The organism is Paraburkholderia sp., assembly GCF_004298475.1.
Classification (GTDB): domain Bacteria; phylum Pseudomonadota; class Gammaproteobacteria; order Burkholderiales; family Burkholderiaceae; genus Paraburkholderia; species Paraburkholderia denitrificans.
In genome coordinates this window covers 70,898-84,074 of sequence record NZ_SCRP01000018.1, presented here as the reverse complement: position 1 = coordinate 84,074, position 13,177 = coordinate 70,898, and the positions used below count along the sequence as shown (strand labels likewise).

General features: G+C 61.6%; 8 protein-coding genes and 1 pseudogene. 3 read left to right on the top strand and 6 right to left on the bottom strand.

The genetic code is table 11. From position 1 onward, the window contains the following. The 4 genes and pseudogenes from EPN59_RS10785 to EPN59_RS10770 form a co-directional block, all read right to left on the bottom strand. Window positions 1-498, bottom strand: a pseudogene (locus EPN59_RS10785) (hypothetical protein); the annotation flags it as partial. Window positions 499-800: 302 nt separating this feature from the next. Then, window positions 801-1,565: a hypothetical protein gene (locus EPN59_RS10780; RefSeq protein WP_293033276.1), complete on the bottom strand. Its 765-nt coding sequence runs from the start codon at window positions 1,563-1,565 to the stop codon at window positions 801-803. Between the two features lie 31 nt (window positions 1,566-1,596). Next, the gene (locus EPN59_RS10775) at window positions 1,597-2,988 is read right to left on the bottom strand and encodes an alkaline phosphatase (RefSeq protein WP_293033323.1); all 1,392 of its coding nucleotides are present in this window, start codon (window positions 2,986-2,988) and stop codon (window positions 1,597-1,599) included. A 32-nt stretch (window positions 2,989-3,020) separates the two neighbouring features. Next, entirely contained in the window at window positions 3,021-4,445 is a 1,425-nt protein-coding gene (locus EPN59_RS10770; RefSeq protein WP_293033278.1) for an alkaline phosphatase, read from the bottom strand. A 525-nt stretch (window positions 4,446-4,970) separates the two neighbouring features. Here EPN59_RS10770 and EPN59_RS10765 point away from each other — a divergent pair. Next, window positions 4,971-6,578, top strand: a complete 1,608-nt coding sequence (locus tag EPN59_RS10765) for an S-layer protein (protein WP_293033325.1) — start codon at window positions 4,971-4,973, stop codon at window positions 6,576-6,578. 213 nt (window positions 6,579-6,791) lie between these two features. Here EPN59_RS10765 and EPN59_RS10760 read toward each other — a convergent pair whose 3' ends face one another. After that, window positions 6,792-7,016: a hypothetical protein gene (locus tag EPN59_RS10760; RefSeq protein ID WP_293033280.1), complete on the bottom strand. Its 225-nt coding sequence runs from the start codon at window positions 7,014-7,016 to the stop codon at window positions 6,792-6,794. 14 nt (window positions 7,017-7,030) lie between these two features. Beyond that, the gene (locus EPN59_RS10755) at window positions 7,031-7,408 is read right to left on the bottom strand and encodes a hypothetical protein (protein WP_293033282.1); all 378 of its coding nucleotides are present in this window, start codon (window positions 7,406-7,408) and stop codon (window positions 7,031-7,033) included. A gap of 51 nt (window positions 7,409-7,459) precedes the next feature. Between EPN59_RS10755 and EPN59_RS10750 the strand changes: the two genes are divergently transcribed. Together EPN59_RS10750 and EPN59_RS10745 are read left to right on the top strand one after the other, a co-directional pair. Next, entirely contained in the window at window positions 7,460-12,319 is a 4,860-nt protein-coding gene (locus EPN59_RS10750; protein ID WP_293033284.1) for an NAD-glutamate dehydrogenase, read from the top strand. 194 nt (window positions 12,320-12,513) lie between these two features. Continuing rightward, complete coding sequence (locus EPN59_RS10745; protein WP_293033286.1) at window positions 12,514-13,155, top strand: DsbA family oxidoreductase; 642 nt, start codon at window positions 12,514-12,516, stop codon at window positions 13,153-13,155. Window positions 13,156-13,177: the final 22 nt, after the last annotated feature.

The window sequence follows — 13,177 nt, the reverse complement described above, 5'->3', positions numbered from 1 at the left end:
GTACGGCACTTTGGCGCTCTCCAGCACCTGCATCGCACTGTGGGCCACCATCCACTGCGCTTCTTTGTTCTGCTGGTCAACCACGTCTCCCAGATGGATCAGGAACGGGATATTCAGCGCAGCGGCGTTGCTCGCCACCCATTGGGTCTGGGCACGGAACGGCTCGCTACCGTATTTGCGAGTGAACTGCCGGTTCTCGTCGAGGGTGGCGTATCGGGCATAGAACTGCGTGTCGGGCAGCACGGCCAGCGCGAAACTGGAGACGAGCCCCGGCATGTCCGGCTGGACCGGCGGTTGGTCCGGAGATTGGGCCGGCGGCTGGGTTGCAGCGCCTGGTACGCCGAGTTCGCCGCCGCAAGCGGACAGCAGCACGCTGCCGCCAATCGGCAGCAGTGTGGCGCCGAAGCCTGCTTTAAGCAGGCTTCGCCTGCGGGAATCCGACACGCTTATGTCGTCGGTGATAACAGGTCCTGTTGCGGGAACGCCTTCGTTTTTCATGAGGTGGTGATCTGGTTGATGGGGTTAAGGCAAGAGAAAAAACTTTGGAGGATGTCGAGGTCGGTAGCGGATGCGAGCTGCGCGCCGCGTAACGCGTAACGCGTAACGCGATCCAGGGTCGGTGCAGGCACGCCCGAGACTCGCTCGGTGCTCGATCAAGACATGTCGAGTCAGGCAAGTGCGCCGTATGAGCGAGAGGAACCGGATGAATCGAAAGACTCATCCGGTTGTGTGAAGGTGATGTCTGCGCGAACTACTCGACCAGCTTGCTGCAACCGATCTCGGCCCAACCGCGTACCCGGTCAATCCAGGTAGTCGGCATATTCCTTGCGCTGATAGTCGGCGAGCGTTTGCCACGGCAACGGCTTGTTCCGCGAGGCTGGAACTTGCGTCAACGTCAGCTTGCGCATCACACGGCCATCCGCACTCCGATACTCGACCGACAGCGGTGCCTGCAGCTTTTCGCTCCACAGGATCCGGTTCACGCCGCGCATATCGACCGCCTGCTCGTACCAGCGCGCGCCGGTCGTCGCGCCGCGCTTCACGGCCGCGAAACGCTTCAACTGCGATGGCGGCGTGACGTAGTACGCGTTGTCCCACGAGCCGTCGAAACCCGTGGATTCGTACTCCGTCGGCGGCACGCTGACGACCGTCCGGTTCGCCGCGTCCACGTACTCGATGCTCGCCGTCTTGCCGTCATAGGTGACGTGCCGCGCGGCCGCCTGGAAGTTGAAGTGCTTGTGGCCGGCGTGGGCCGCCTGGGCTGCATGTGCGGCAACCGGCTGCACACCGGCGCGCAGCGGGTCCTTGCGCACATGACCCGCATCGTGGTCATGGTCGTGATGGCCACCATGACTGCCGCCCGCCGCCGCGACCGGCAGCACACGCTCGACCCACACGTGCCCGTCGCGCCGGACCATCCGCTCCCGATACGTCGTGGTACGCGTCACGCCGTCCGCCGTGACGACGCGGCTTTCATGCAGTACCACGGCGTCGAGATCCGCCGCCGCAAGCGCCGGGGACGCGGCAAATGCGCAGGCAAGCACGCAAAAGATGCTGAGTCTCATCGATCCTCCGTCCGTCTAGAAATCGAGAGGCTCACAAGCCGAGCGCAGACCGCATTAGACCGAACACCTTCGTATTGTCGATCGTGCCCTTGAACAACTTCGCGTCCGCGCCATCGGCAAACAGCATGACGTCGCCGCCGCCGTGCGTCTCACCACCCATCCGGAAACCGACCTCCTGGTGATAGTCGTCGCTCCGCGCCTCGGCTGAATCGACGGACTTCCGCACGTCCGGTCGATTCGGACCATTGCCGAATACCAGCGTCGTGTACGTATTGCCATCGGCATCCTTGCTCGGCTGGCCGTCGCGATAGCTGCGGCTGATGTCGAGAATCGAATTGCCGCGCCCCGAATAGCCGTTGAACGTCATCGTGTGGTCGTGGTCGGCGGTCACGACAATCAACGTGTTAGACAGATCAACCTTCTCCAGCGCAACGCGGATCGCTTCGTCGAACGCCACCGTGTCGTCAAGCGCGCGTTTCGCGTTGGTGCTGTGCAGCGCATGATCGATCCGGCCACCCTCGACCATCAGGAAATAGCCCTTCGGGTTCTTTTGCAGCACGTCGATCGCCTTTGACGTCATCTCGGCCAGGCTCGGCTGCGTCCGCCCTTCGCCCTCTTCGCCCTTGCCCGCGACCCGATCCATGTCGTACTGAAGATGGCCCTTCTTACTGAACAGACCGATCAGCTTGCCGTCGCCCGCCTGCGCGAGTTTATCCTTGGTGGCTGCGACCGTGTAGCCCTTCGCCTCCATCTCGTCGAGCAGGTTGCGACCGTCTGCTCGCCCGCCATCGTCTTTCTCCACGGACGGCGTCCAGTGGTTGCGGCCGCCGCCCATCAACACGTCGACGCCGTCGCCAAGCAACTTGTTGTAGCCGACGCCGCCCGGCGTCGCCTGTGCAGCGATGTCGTACACCGCATCGCGGTGGCAAATATGCGAGTAGGTCGCGGCGGGCGTCGCGTGCGTAAGCTCGGTCGTTGTGATCGCACCGATCGCCTTGCCTTGCGCCTTCGCCAGTTCCAGTATCGTCTCGACCGGCTTGCCGTTGTCCGGTGCGCAGTTGTTGACGGCGTTCTTGTTGCCGTTGGCGTCTTTACCCGGCGCAACGGCGATCGTGTCGGGCGACATCGACAGCACTTCGTTGTTCATCTTCACGCCGGTCATGTACGCGGACATGGACGGCGCGCTGTCGGTTGTCTGCGCATCGTTCGAGAACGTCTTGACGCGCGCGGTGTGCTTCAGCGTGTCCATCGTCAGTTGTCCCGACTCACCGACCTTGTAGATCCGGCTCGCCGTTACGACTGTCGGCCCCATGCCGTCACCGAGAAAGAAAATCACGTTCTTCGCCTGGCCGGCGGCCTGCGCCGGGCTGCACGCGAAACCCACGGCGGCCAACGCCGCCGCAATGCACTTGATGGTCGACATCATGTATCCCCCTGTACCCGTGTTGTCGGCGCTCATAGCTGCACCGCCTTGCGAATCAGATCGAAAACCGCATTGTTCTCGATCACGCCGTGGAAAGTGTCCGCGCCGCGGCCGATTGCACCGAGGAACACATCCGTGCCGCCGTGCGTTTCTTCGCCCGCAGGCACCCGCACGACCGCCTCCTGGTGATAATCGTTCGCGCCTGTCACTTCGTCAGTAAGCGCGGTGCCCGCGCGGCTACCCTGCACGCGGTTGTCGCCGTTGCCGAAGCCGATGATCGTGTACGGCACTTTGTCTGCGTCCCTTGCGATAGTCCCGTCCTGATATTTGCGTACCACGCCCAGTACGCCAGGCTTGCCCGGCTCGGTCTTGCCGGTCCGCGCCGCAGGGCCGTTCAGCACCAGCGTGTGATCGTGATCGGCCGTGACGACGATCAGCGTGTTCTTCAAACCGGGATCGGTCTTGCGCACCTTGTCGAGCGCCGCCTTGATCGCGTCGTCGAACGCGACCGTGTCCTGCAGCGCGCGCTTCGCATTGGTGTTGTGCAACGCATGGTCGATCCGGCCGCCTTCGACCATCAGGAAATAACCCTTCGGGTTCTTTTGCAGGACGTCGAGTGCGCGCGTCGTCATCTCGGACAGGCTCGGCTCCTTCACCGCGTTGCGATCGAGGTCGTAACTCATGTGATCCGAGTCAAAAAGGCCGACCAGCTTTCCACTCTTGATCGCATCCGCGCCAATGAGGTCGTCGCGATTCTGCGCGAACGCGTAGCCCTTCGCCTTCAACTCGTTGACCAGGTTGCGCCCGTCGCCGCGCTTGCCGCCTGCATCCTTCGGGACGAAGAATTTCTTGCCGCCGCCGAGCACCACGTCGACGCCGTCGCCCAGCGCGCTGTTAAAGCCCGCACCACCCGGCACGAGCTGTGCCGCGATGTCGTTCTCGGCGTCGCGATGACATGCGTGCGCGTACGTTGCGGCGGGCGTCGCGTGCGTGACGCGCGTGGTCGTCACAACGCCCGTGGCCAACCCCTTCGCCTTCGCGATTTCGAGCAGCGTCGTCGCCGGTGTGCCGTTGTTCGCACCGCAGTTGCCGACGCCGGCAGTCGGCTCGATCGCCTTCGTTTCGGACGACATCGCGATGACTTCATTGTTGGACTTGACGCCCGTCATATAGGCGGACATCGACGGTGCACTGTCGGTCACCTGTGCGTCGTTGGAATAGGTCTTCACGAACGCGGACTCAGGCAGCGTATCGATCGTGAGATCGCCGCTTTCGCCAACGGCGTAAATGCGAGCGGCCGTCAGGGTCGTGATGCCCATGCCGTCGCCGAGGAAAAAGATCACGTTGCGCGCCGCAGTCGGCGCAGTATCGGTGCTGGTCCGTTCATCGCTGCCGTTGCATCCAGCAAGTGCAAAGACACAAGAACTAAGCAGCGCCGCCAGTTTGGCTCGCTCCATGTTTTCTACTCCCCCGTCGCGAAGGTTTTCAGGAAGCTCGGATGTTAAGGAACAAGTGTGACTCGACAGTGAAAGCATAACGAAAGATAAGGAATACTTCACGACGGAACCACGCGCCACGTCGGTGAGGCCGAGCGAAAAGGTGGAAACCGGCGTTTCGTCAAAAGTTGCAAGACGCAGGCGTGGATGGGCGAGCGGGCGCAGGCCGAACCCGGCTCACGTTGAGATCGCCGCAAAATCCGCCACGCACCGAGTCAGATAGATGTCATTTTCCTTACGCATAATTGCGGCCTCGGAATTCATGAGGAAAACTCAGTGAGTGCGAACAAGCAGCAAGATGGCATTCTTGCCCGACAGCAAGGGTTGGCATCATCGCGCCGCTTAGTAGTCCCGTGTTACTTTCCGCCCGCGGTGACGGCACCGCTTCTACAGGCAGACGCGCACCTTTCGGCTTCCACGACTACCCTCTCTTCGGCACCCGCAAATATAGATATTTGAAATATGACGAATTCTCGCAAGTTGACGATGACCGCCATGGCGGCTTTTATCATCGCCCTGTCTTATGGCTGCAGTGACGCTAACAACAACAGGCCAATCGAGTCGAAGCCCACGGCGCCGCCAACACCAACGCCCGAGATCACGGGCAAATGGACGACGGGTGATTTTCACGTCCATACGGTGGAATCGGACGATGCGCAGGACAAGCTGTCGGTCGTTCTGGATGAAGCACTGCTCCGCTACGACCTCGACTGGATGGCCCTCTCAAACCATCTCCGCCTGTCAAAGCACGACCACAATGGCGTTGCCCTCATCAACGGTCCGCTACCGTTCTCTTTGGCGATGGCGCAATACGAAATTCCGGCAGTACGCGAAATGCAGGCCGGCGGCCGCTATGCCAACAAGTTGATTTTCTCGACATTCGAATGGGATATGCCCACGCACGATCACATTAACGTGGGCATCTTCACCGGTTCGCCACTGACCACGTCTCTCGATGCGGCCAAACAATTCGAGTACTACTTCACCAACCGCGAGGCCAGCCAGTTCGACTCAGCCGATGTCGCCCGATGGGATGCCGCCGGTACGCGCGCCTTCGCGACTCACGAGGATGCAGTCAAGGCGATCACGTGGTTGCGCGACAACTACCCGGATACGAGTTATGCGTTGATTAACCACCCGTCGCGCAATATCGGCAATTGGAGTGCGGCCGACTATCGCGAGTTCAATGACGTTGCACCGAACATCGTGTTTGCCGTGGAAGGCATGGTTGGAGGGCAGATGGAGCCCGATCGCGGTAGCTATGCCACGGATTATGTCGACGCAAACCGGAAAAACCGTGTCTATGGCGGCGTTGACTACACCGTGGCGCAGGTGGGCGGCGTCTGGGATGCGTTGCTCGGTGACGGTCGCCGCTTCTGGAACATAGGCAATTCCGACCACCACTTCAAAATTCGCGGCCCTTACAGCAGCAGTTACTTCCCCGGTGAGTATGCTCGAACCTATATGTGGGTAGACGACAAGTACACGGGCGTGAAAGGGATACTGGAAGGTCTGCGCTCAGGCAAGATGTTTTCCGTGTACGGCGACTTGATCAATGCGCTCGACTTTCATATCGGCGGCGACACTACCACTGCCGATATGGGCGGTGAACTGAAGGCGAAGGCGGGAGATACGATATCGATCACGATCCGCTTCAAGAGCCCGGATCGCAACAATTATCAATATCCGATTGACAGTGGCATCAGCGTCAACGCGCGCCCCACCGTGGATCATATTGATTTGATTGCCGGTGACGTCACGCCGCGCGCTGCGCCTGGCACGCCGAACTACAGTAAGGACACCAATGATTCGACGCGTGTTATCGCTACGTTCAAGGCTGCCGACTGGAAGCTCGACAAGGATGGCTACAACACAATGACGTACAAGTACGTGGCGACGAAGAATCAATACTTCCGGTTGCGCGGTACGAACCTGGGGGTGAATGTGCCGGGCGAAACGGAGAACGGCAATCCGCTACCCGACCAGAAGACCGTCGTGACTCAAGATGACGCGCGCTTCAATACGATCAACGCACGTAACTACAATAGCCTGTGGTTCTATTCGAACCCGGTGTTCGTGACGGTCGGGTCGTAACACGAGAGATATCCGCACATAATCAGATAGCCGGATAAGCGGAGGGTGGACTGGCGCCGTGCGGCGGTTCCACCTTTCCGCGTTTTTGTCCCATTCTTCATCAGTCGATCCATCGCCAGACCAAGGCGAGACATCGCATAACGTTTCCACCGCCTTGCGTTATCGGCTCGCTCGATCCTCCGCTCGATCCTCCGCTCGATCATCGTTTACGAATTAACTCACGAACGAGAATCCCCCCACGCCAGGGAGACTATCGAGTGCGTCGTTACCGTCTCGTCTGGCCTCGCTTTCGCCGGCAAATGTCGTCTTACTGTATGCAATTACTTTGAAGCCACTGCCAGCCGGCCTGGGGATTGTGATACCCCAATGCCATCCACCTTCTTGTTCGAAGACATGTAGCATCGGGTTTGATTGATGCGATGGAGATCGAGTCGTCATGTCACGCTCTCCTTTCAAAAACATTCGTAACGACCACGCAACGTATCCAGTGTAGGCATCATTTTGCTGCGGTGCAATAATAAAATCGCGGTGGTTGTCAGGGTAATGCAAGGAAGCGCCGGTTTGCGTTCCTGTTGGCATCCCGGTTTGCGTCCCTGCTCGCCGCGCGAGTATCGGTAGTTCGTGCAGAATACGCGAGCAAAGCTACAAAGCTTTACATCCGAAACGAACAGGACGGACGGCTTGGGAGCGCTTCCATGCCATTCGGGCGAGACTTCCAATTTCCAGTTGGCGCGCGCAATCGGGTGGTAGCCGTTGAAGCGCACCAGCCCGTGATTGCAGCGCAGGTTGCCCTGCTCGCGCTGCACGGCCCATTCACGCAACGGGCGCATAATGGCCCACCACTACCGATGCAATGATGGTCACCCGCCGAGGAGAGCGCCATGCACGCGAAGAACGAGGAAGTCGTCACGCACCTGCTTGTTGATCTCGTTGATTTCGCGCGTGGACGATTACCGGAACCCGCGTTCCAGATCGTCGAGCCGTTTCTCCAGCATTATTACGATTTTGCCGACGTCGACGATCTCAAGAGCCGCAGCATCGCCGACCTTTATGGCGCCGCCATGGCGCACTGGCAGACAGCGCAACGTTTCGTACCGGGCAGCGAACGTCTGCGCGTCTACAACCCGATCCTCGAACAGCACGGCTGGCATTCTGACCACACGGTCATCGAGATCGTCAACGACGACATGCCGTTTCTCGTCGACTCCGTCACCATGGCCGTCAATCGGCTCGGTCTTGTTCTCCATTCGGTTCTGCATCCGGTGTTCCGCGTCTGGCGCGACAAGGACGGCGGCATGGGCCGCGTTAGCGTGGGCGGCGCGGGTGGTGCAACCGGCGACGAAGCCCAGTCGCAACTCGCCTCTTTCATTCACTTCGAAGTCGATCGATGCGGAGACGCGGCAAAACTCGACACGCTGCGCAACGACATCGCACAGGTCCTGAACGATGTGCGCGCATCGGTCGAGGATTGGCCGAAGCTCATCGATATCGCACGCGACACGATCAAGCTCATGAAGGCCCGCGAGAAAACCGCGGAGGACATCGAGGCGCGCGCATTCCTCGAATGGATGGTGGCCGACCATTTCACGTTCCTCGGGCAACGCGACTATGCGCTCGTCTCGCTCGATACCGGCTTTGGCCTGCGCGGCATGGACGAATCGGGCCTCGGCATCCTGCGCGGCGCGCGGCGTCCGCCCGGGACGCCCAGCGTCACGCCGTTGCCGCGCGCCGCCGCCGAAATCATCACGGGCGCGTCGCCGATCTTCCTGACGAAAGCGAATTCGCGCGCAACGGTTCACCGGCCCGGCTACCTCGACTACGTAGGCGTAAAACTCTTCGGCCCCGACGGCAAAGTGACCGGCGAACGGCGCTTTCTCGGTCTCTACACGTCGACGGCCTACATGGTGTCCAGCGCCGAGATTCCGATCGTGCGCCGCAAGTGCGCAAACATCGTGCAGCGCGCAGGTTTTCTGCCGAAGGGACATCTCGGCAAAACGCTTGTGACGGTGCTCAATACCTGGCCGCGCGATGAGTTGTTCGTGGCCGACGAAGACCAGCTTTACGACGACGCGCTCGGCGTGCTGCGCCTCCAGGAACATCAGCGCACGCGGCTTTTCGTGCGGCGCGACCGCTTCGACCGGTTCGTGTCGTGCCTCGTGTTCGTCTCGCGCGACAAGTACAACACCGATATACGCCGACGCATCGCGCGCCTGCTCATGCAGGCGTTCAACGGTGTGTCCGCAGAATTTACGCCGCTGTTGTCCGAATCGACCATCGCGCGAATTCATTTCGTCGTGCATGCCGAGCCGGGCACGATGCCCGATGTCGATACGCGCGAACTCGAAGCACGGCTCGTGCAGGCAACGCGCCGCTGGCAGGACGATCTCGCCGATACGCTGCTCGACGCGTTCGGCGAAGAACAGGGCAACCGGCTGCTGCACCGCTATGCGGATTCGTTTCCCGCGGGCTATCGCGACGACTATCCTGCGCGCACCGCCGTGCGCGACATCGAACTGATCGAGCGCGTTCAAGGCACGCCTCGTCTCGCGATGAATCTCTATCGCCCCATCGAGGCCGGGGTGCGGCAGTTCCGCTTCAAGGTCTATCGTGCGGGCGAGCCAATCGCACTCTCGCGCAGCCTGCCGATGCTCGAACATCTTGGCGTGCGCGTCGACGAAGAGCGGCCTTATCGGATTCAGGCGCCCGATTGCGCGCCTGCGTGGGTCCACGATTTCGGGCTCGAACTGGCCGACGACGCCGAATTCGATATCGACCGCGTGAAGGATCTGTTCGAAGATGCGTTCGATCAGGTGTGGAACGGCACCATCGAAAACGACAATTACAATCGCCTCGTCCTGCGCGCGAATCTCAGCGCGCGCGAAGTCACGATCCTGCGGGCGTACGCGAAATATCTGCGGCAAGTGGGCTCGACTTTCAGCGACGCGTATATCGAACGCGCGATCACCGGCAATCCGGCCATCGCGCGGCAATTCGTCGAACTGTTTATGACGCGCTTCGATCCGTATGTGGGCGAGGCGCGCAACGCGCAGGCCGAAGGCCAGTTGCGGGCCATCGAAAGCGCGCTCGACCAGGTGCCCAATCTCGACGAAGACCGCATTCTGCGGCAATTCCTCGGCGTCATTAACGCGACGGTGCGCACCAACTATTTCCTGCGCGACGCCAGCCGCCAGCCCAAGTCCTATCTCTCGTTCAAGTTCGATCCGGCGAAAGTGCCCGGCCTGCCGGAACCGAAGCCGATGTTCGAGATCTGGGTGTACTCGCCGCGCGTCGAAGGCGTGCACCTGCGTGGCGGTCGCGTCGCACGCGGCGGCCTGCGCTGGTCCGACCGGCGCGAAGACTTCCGCACGGAAGTGCTCGGGCTGATGAAGGCGCAGATGGTGAAGAACGTGGTTATCGTGCCGGTCGGCTCGAAGGGCGGCTTCGTCGTGAAGCAGCCGCCCGCGCCCTCGGATCGCGAAGCGTGGATGCGCGAAGGTATCGCGTGCTATCAGACTTTCCTGCGCGGCCTGCTCGACCTCACCGACAACCTCGCGAATAACGCCGTCGTGCCGCCCGCCGATGTCGTGCGTCGCGATTCCGACGATCCCTATCTCGTCGTCGCAGCCGACAAGGGCACGGCCACCTTCTCCGATTACGCAAACGCGATCTCGCACGAATACGGCTTCTGGCTCGACGACGCATTCGCCTCGGGCGGCTCGGTCGGCTACGACCACAAGAAGATGGCGATCACGGCGCGCGGCGCCTGGGAATCCGTGAAGCGGCATTTCCGCGAAATGGGCGTCGATACGCAGGCAACCGATTTCACGGTGGTGGGCATCGGCGACATGTCGGGCGACGTTTTCGGCAACGGCATGCTGCTTTCGCCGCACATCCGGCTTGTTGCCGCATTCGATCACCGGCACGTGTTCCTCGACCCGAATCCCGATCCGGCCACGAGCCTCGCGGAACGGCAGCGCCTCTTTGCGCTGGAGCGTTCGAGCTGGGCCGACTATGACACCACGAAAATATCCACGGGCGGCGGCGTCTACGCGCGCACCGTAAAAACCATTCCCCTCTCGCACGAAGTTCAGGCCGCGCTCGGTATCGATGCGAAGGCACTCACGCCAAACGAGTTGATTCGCGCGATCCTGCTTGCACCCGTCGATCTGCTTTACAACGGCGGAATCGGCACTTATGTGAAAGCGACGCACGAAACGAACGCGCAGGTCGGCGACCGCGCCAGCGACGCCGTGCGCGTCAACGGTGCCGACCTGCGCTGCAAGGTCGTCGGCGAAGGGGGCAATCTCGGCGCCACGCAATTCGGGCGGATTGAATTCGCGTTGCGCGGCGGCCGTATCAATACGGACGCCATCGATAATTCAGCCGGTGTCGATTGCTCCGACCACGAAGTCAATATCAAGATTCTTCTCGGACTCGTGGTCGCGGACGGCGAAATGACCGAAAAGCAGCGCAACGCGTTGCTCGCGGAAATGACCGACGAAGTCGGCCTGCTTGTGCTGCGCGACAACTACTACCAGACCCAGGCGCTTTCGATCGCGGGCCGTTACGCCGTGCCGATGCTCGACGCCGAAGCGCGCTTGATCCACGCGCTCGAACGCGCGGGCCGCCTGAATCGCGTAATCGAATTTCTGCCCACCGACGAAGACATTGCAGAGCGCCAGGCCGCGAAGCTCGGCCTCACGTCGCCGGAACGTGCTGTGCTGCTCGCCTACAGCAAGATGTGGTTGTACGACGCGCTGCTCGACTCCGACATTCCCGAAGATCCGCTCGTGGCGGAAATGCTCGTCGATTACTTCCCGAAGCCGCTGCAACAGCGCTTCAGCGAGCCGATGCGCCGCCATCCGCTGCGCCGCGAAATTCTCGCCACGCATCTGACCAACGCGCTCATCAATCGCGTGGGCTGTGCGTTCGTGCACCGCATCATGGAGGAAACCGACGCGAAGCCTGGCGACATCGTGCGCGCCTGCATCCTCGCGCGCGACGTGTTCGATCTCGACGAAGTCTGGCGCGATATCGACACGCTCGACAATCGTGTCGCCGACGACGTGCAGGCGCGCATGTTCGTCGACGTCGCGCGGCTGCTCGAACGCGCGGCGCTGTGGTTCCTGCGGCACCTGCAATCGGGCGCTGTGGGTAACAGCAGCAACGGCAGCGTGAGCGATCTGCTCGCGCGTTGTCGCGACGCAGCGCAACAGCTTGCGCCGCAACTGCCGCAGTTGCTGCATGCCACGGAGCTCGAAGCGCTCACGGCACGCCAGCGCACGCTGGTCGATGCGGGCGTGGAAAGCGGGCTGGCCGCGCGCGTGGCGAGTGGCGACATTTCGGCAGCGCTGCTCGATATCGCCGAGGTCGCCGCAGCCTGCAACCGGAGTCTGGATCTCGTCGCCGGGGTGTACTTCGCGCTCGGCACGCAGCTCAATTACGGCTGGATCAGCGAACGGGCCGCTTCGCTGCCGACGCCCACGCATTGGGACATGATGGCGCGCGCGGCGGCACTGGCCGAGGTCGCACGGCTCAAGCGTGCGCTGACAACGAGTGCGCTCGCGCAGTCGCCGGAATCGTCGACGCCCGAGGCGATCGTCAAAGCATGGTGCGACTGCCGCGAAACCGCGCTCGCGCGCTACGGCCAGCTACTCGCGGATCTTCGCGCCACGGGCGGTGCGAGTCTTGCGGTGCTGCTGGTGGTGGTCAGGGAGATGGTTGCGCTCGAACGGGTGTAAGCCGCATGAATGCCCGCTATATGAGGTGGGCGAGTCAGCGCCGGATTCGCAGTAGAACGACTGTCGAGCATGATAGTCCAGCGCAAAACGTCCGGTCGCGGCTCTGCAGAACGCGGCGTTTCGCGCTACCCTGTGCGCCATTGTTGCGTTCCGCTTTTCCCGGCGCGCAACCAGTCATTTCCATGAGGAACGCAATGACGCAGCCGCTCAAGATCGATTTTGTCTCCGATATCGCCTGCCCGTGGTGTGCGATTGGCCTTTCTTCGCTTCAACTCGCGCTGCAACGCATCGGCAACGAGGTCGACGCGCAGATCGTCGTGCACCCGTTCGAGCTGAACCCGCAGATGGGACCGGCCGGAGAATCGGTCGTCGATTACATCAGCAAGAAGTACGGGCTTACGCGCGAGCAGATTGCCGAAAACCAGGCCATGATCCGCACGCGCGGTAAAGACGTGGGCTTCGATTTCGGCCCGCGCAACTTTGTCTACAACACGTTCGACGCGCATCGCCTAATGCATTGGGCCGGTCTCGTGGGCCAGCAAGTGCCGCTGAAGCTGGCGCTGCTGCGCGCCTATCATTCGAACGGGAAGGATCCGGGCAACCATGACGTGCTGGTGGAAGCCGTGCAATCGGTCGGGCTCGACGGCGCGCAGGCGCGCGAGGTCCTCGAGAGCGGAGCCTACGCCGACGAGGTTCGCGCGCAGGAAGAGGAAGTTCAGTCGATGGGTATTCAGTCGGTGCCCGCGGTCATCTTCAACGAGCGCTATCTCGTGAGCGGCGGTCAACCCGTGGAAACCTTCGAGCAGGCGATCCGGCAAATTCTCGCGCAAGCGTGACGTAACTTGACGTGACGTGACG

Excerpts from the sequence above, each read along its gene's own strand:
- EPN59_RS10780 (WP_293033276.1), bottom strand. The coding sequence starts at position 1,565 with ATGAGACTCAGCATCTTTTGCGTGCTTGCCTGCGCATTTGCCGCGTCC.
- EPN59_RS10775 (WP_293033323.1), bottom strand. The coding sequence starts at position 2,988 with ATGTCGACCATCAAGTGCATTGCGGCGGCGTTGGCCGCCGTGGGTTTC.
- EPN59_RS10770 (WP_293033278.1), bottom strand. The coding sequence starts at position 4,445 with ATGGAGCGAGCCAAACTGGCGGCGCTGCTTAGTTCTTGTGTCTTTGCA.
- EPN59_RS10765 (WP_293033325.1), top strand. The coding sequence starts at position 4,971 with ATGACCGCCATGGCGGCTTTTATCATCGCCCTGTCTTATGGCTGCAGT.
- EPN59_RS10760 (WP_293033280.1), bottom strand. The coding sequence starts at position 7,016 with ATGACGACTCGATCTCCATCGCATCAATCAAACCCGATGCTACATGTC.
- EPN59_RS10755 (WP_293033282.1), bottom strand. The coding sequence starts at position 7,408 with ATGCGCCCGTTGCGTGAATGGGCCGTGCAGCGCGAGCAGGGCAACCTG.
- EPN59_RS10750 (WP_293033284.1), top strand. The coding sequence starts at position 7,460 with ATGCACGCGAAGAACGAGGAAGTCGTCACGCACCTGCTTGTTGATCTC.
- EPN59_RS10745 (WP_293033286.1), top strand. The coding sequence starts at position 12,514 with ATGACGCAGCCGCTCAAGATCGATTTTGTCTCCGATATCGCCTGCCCG.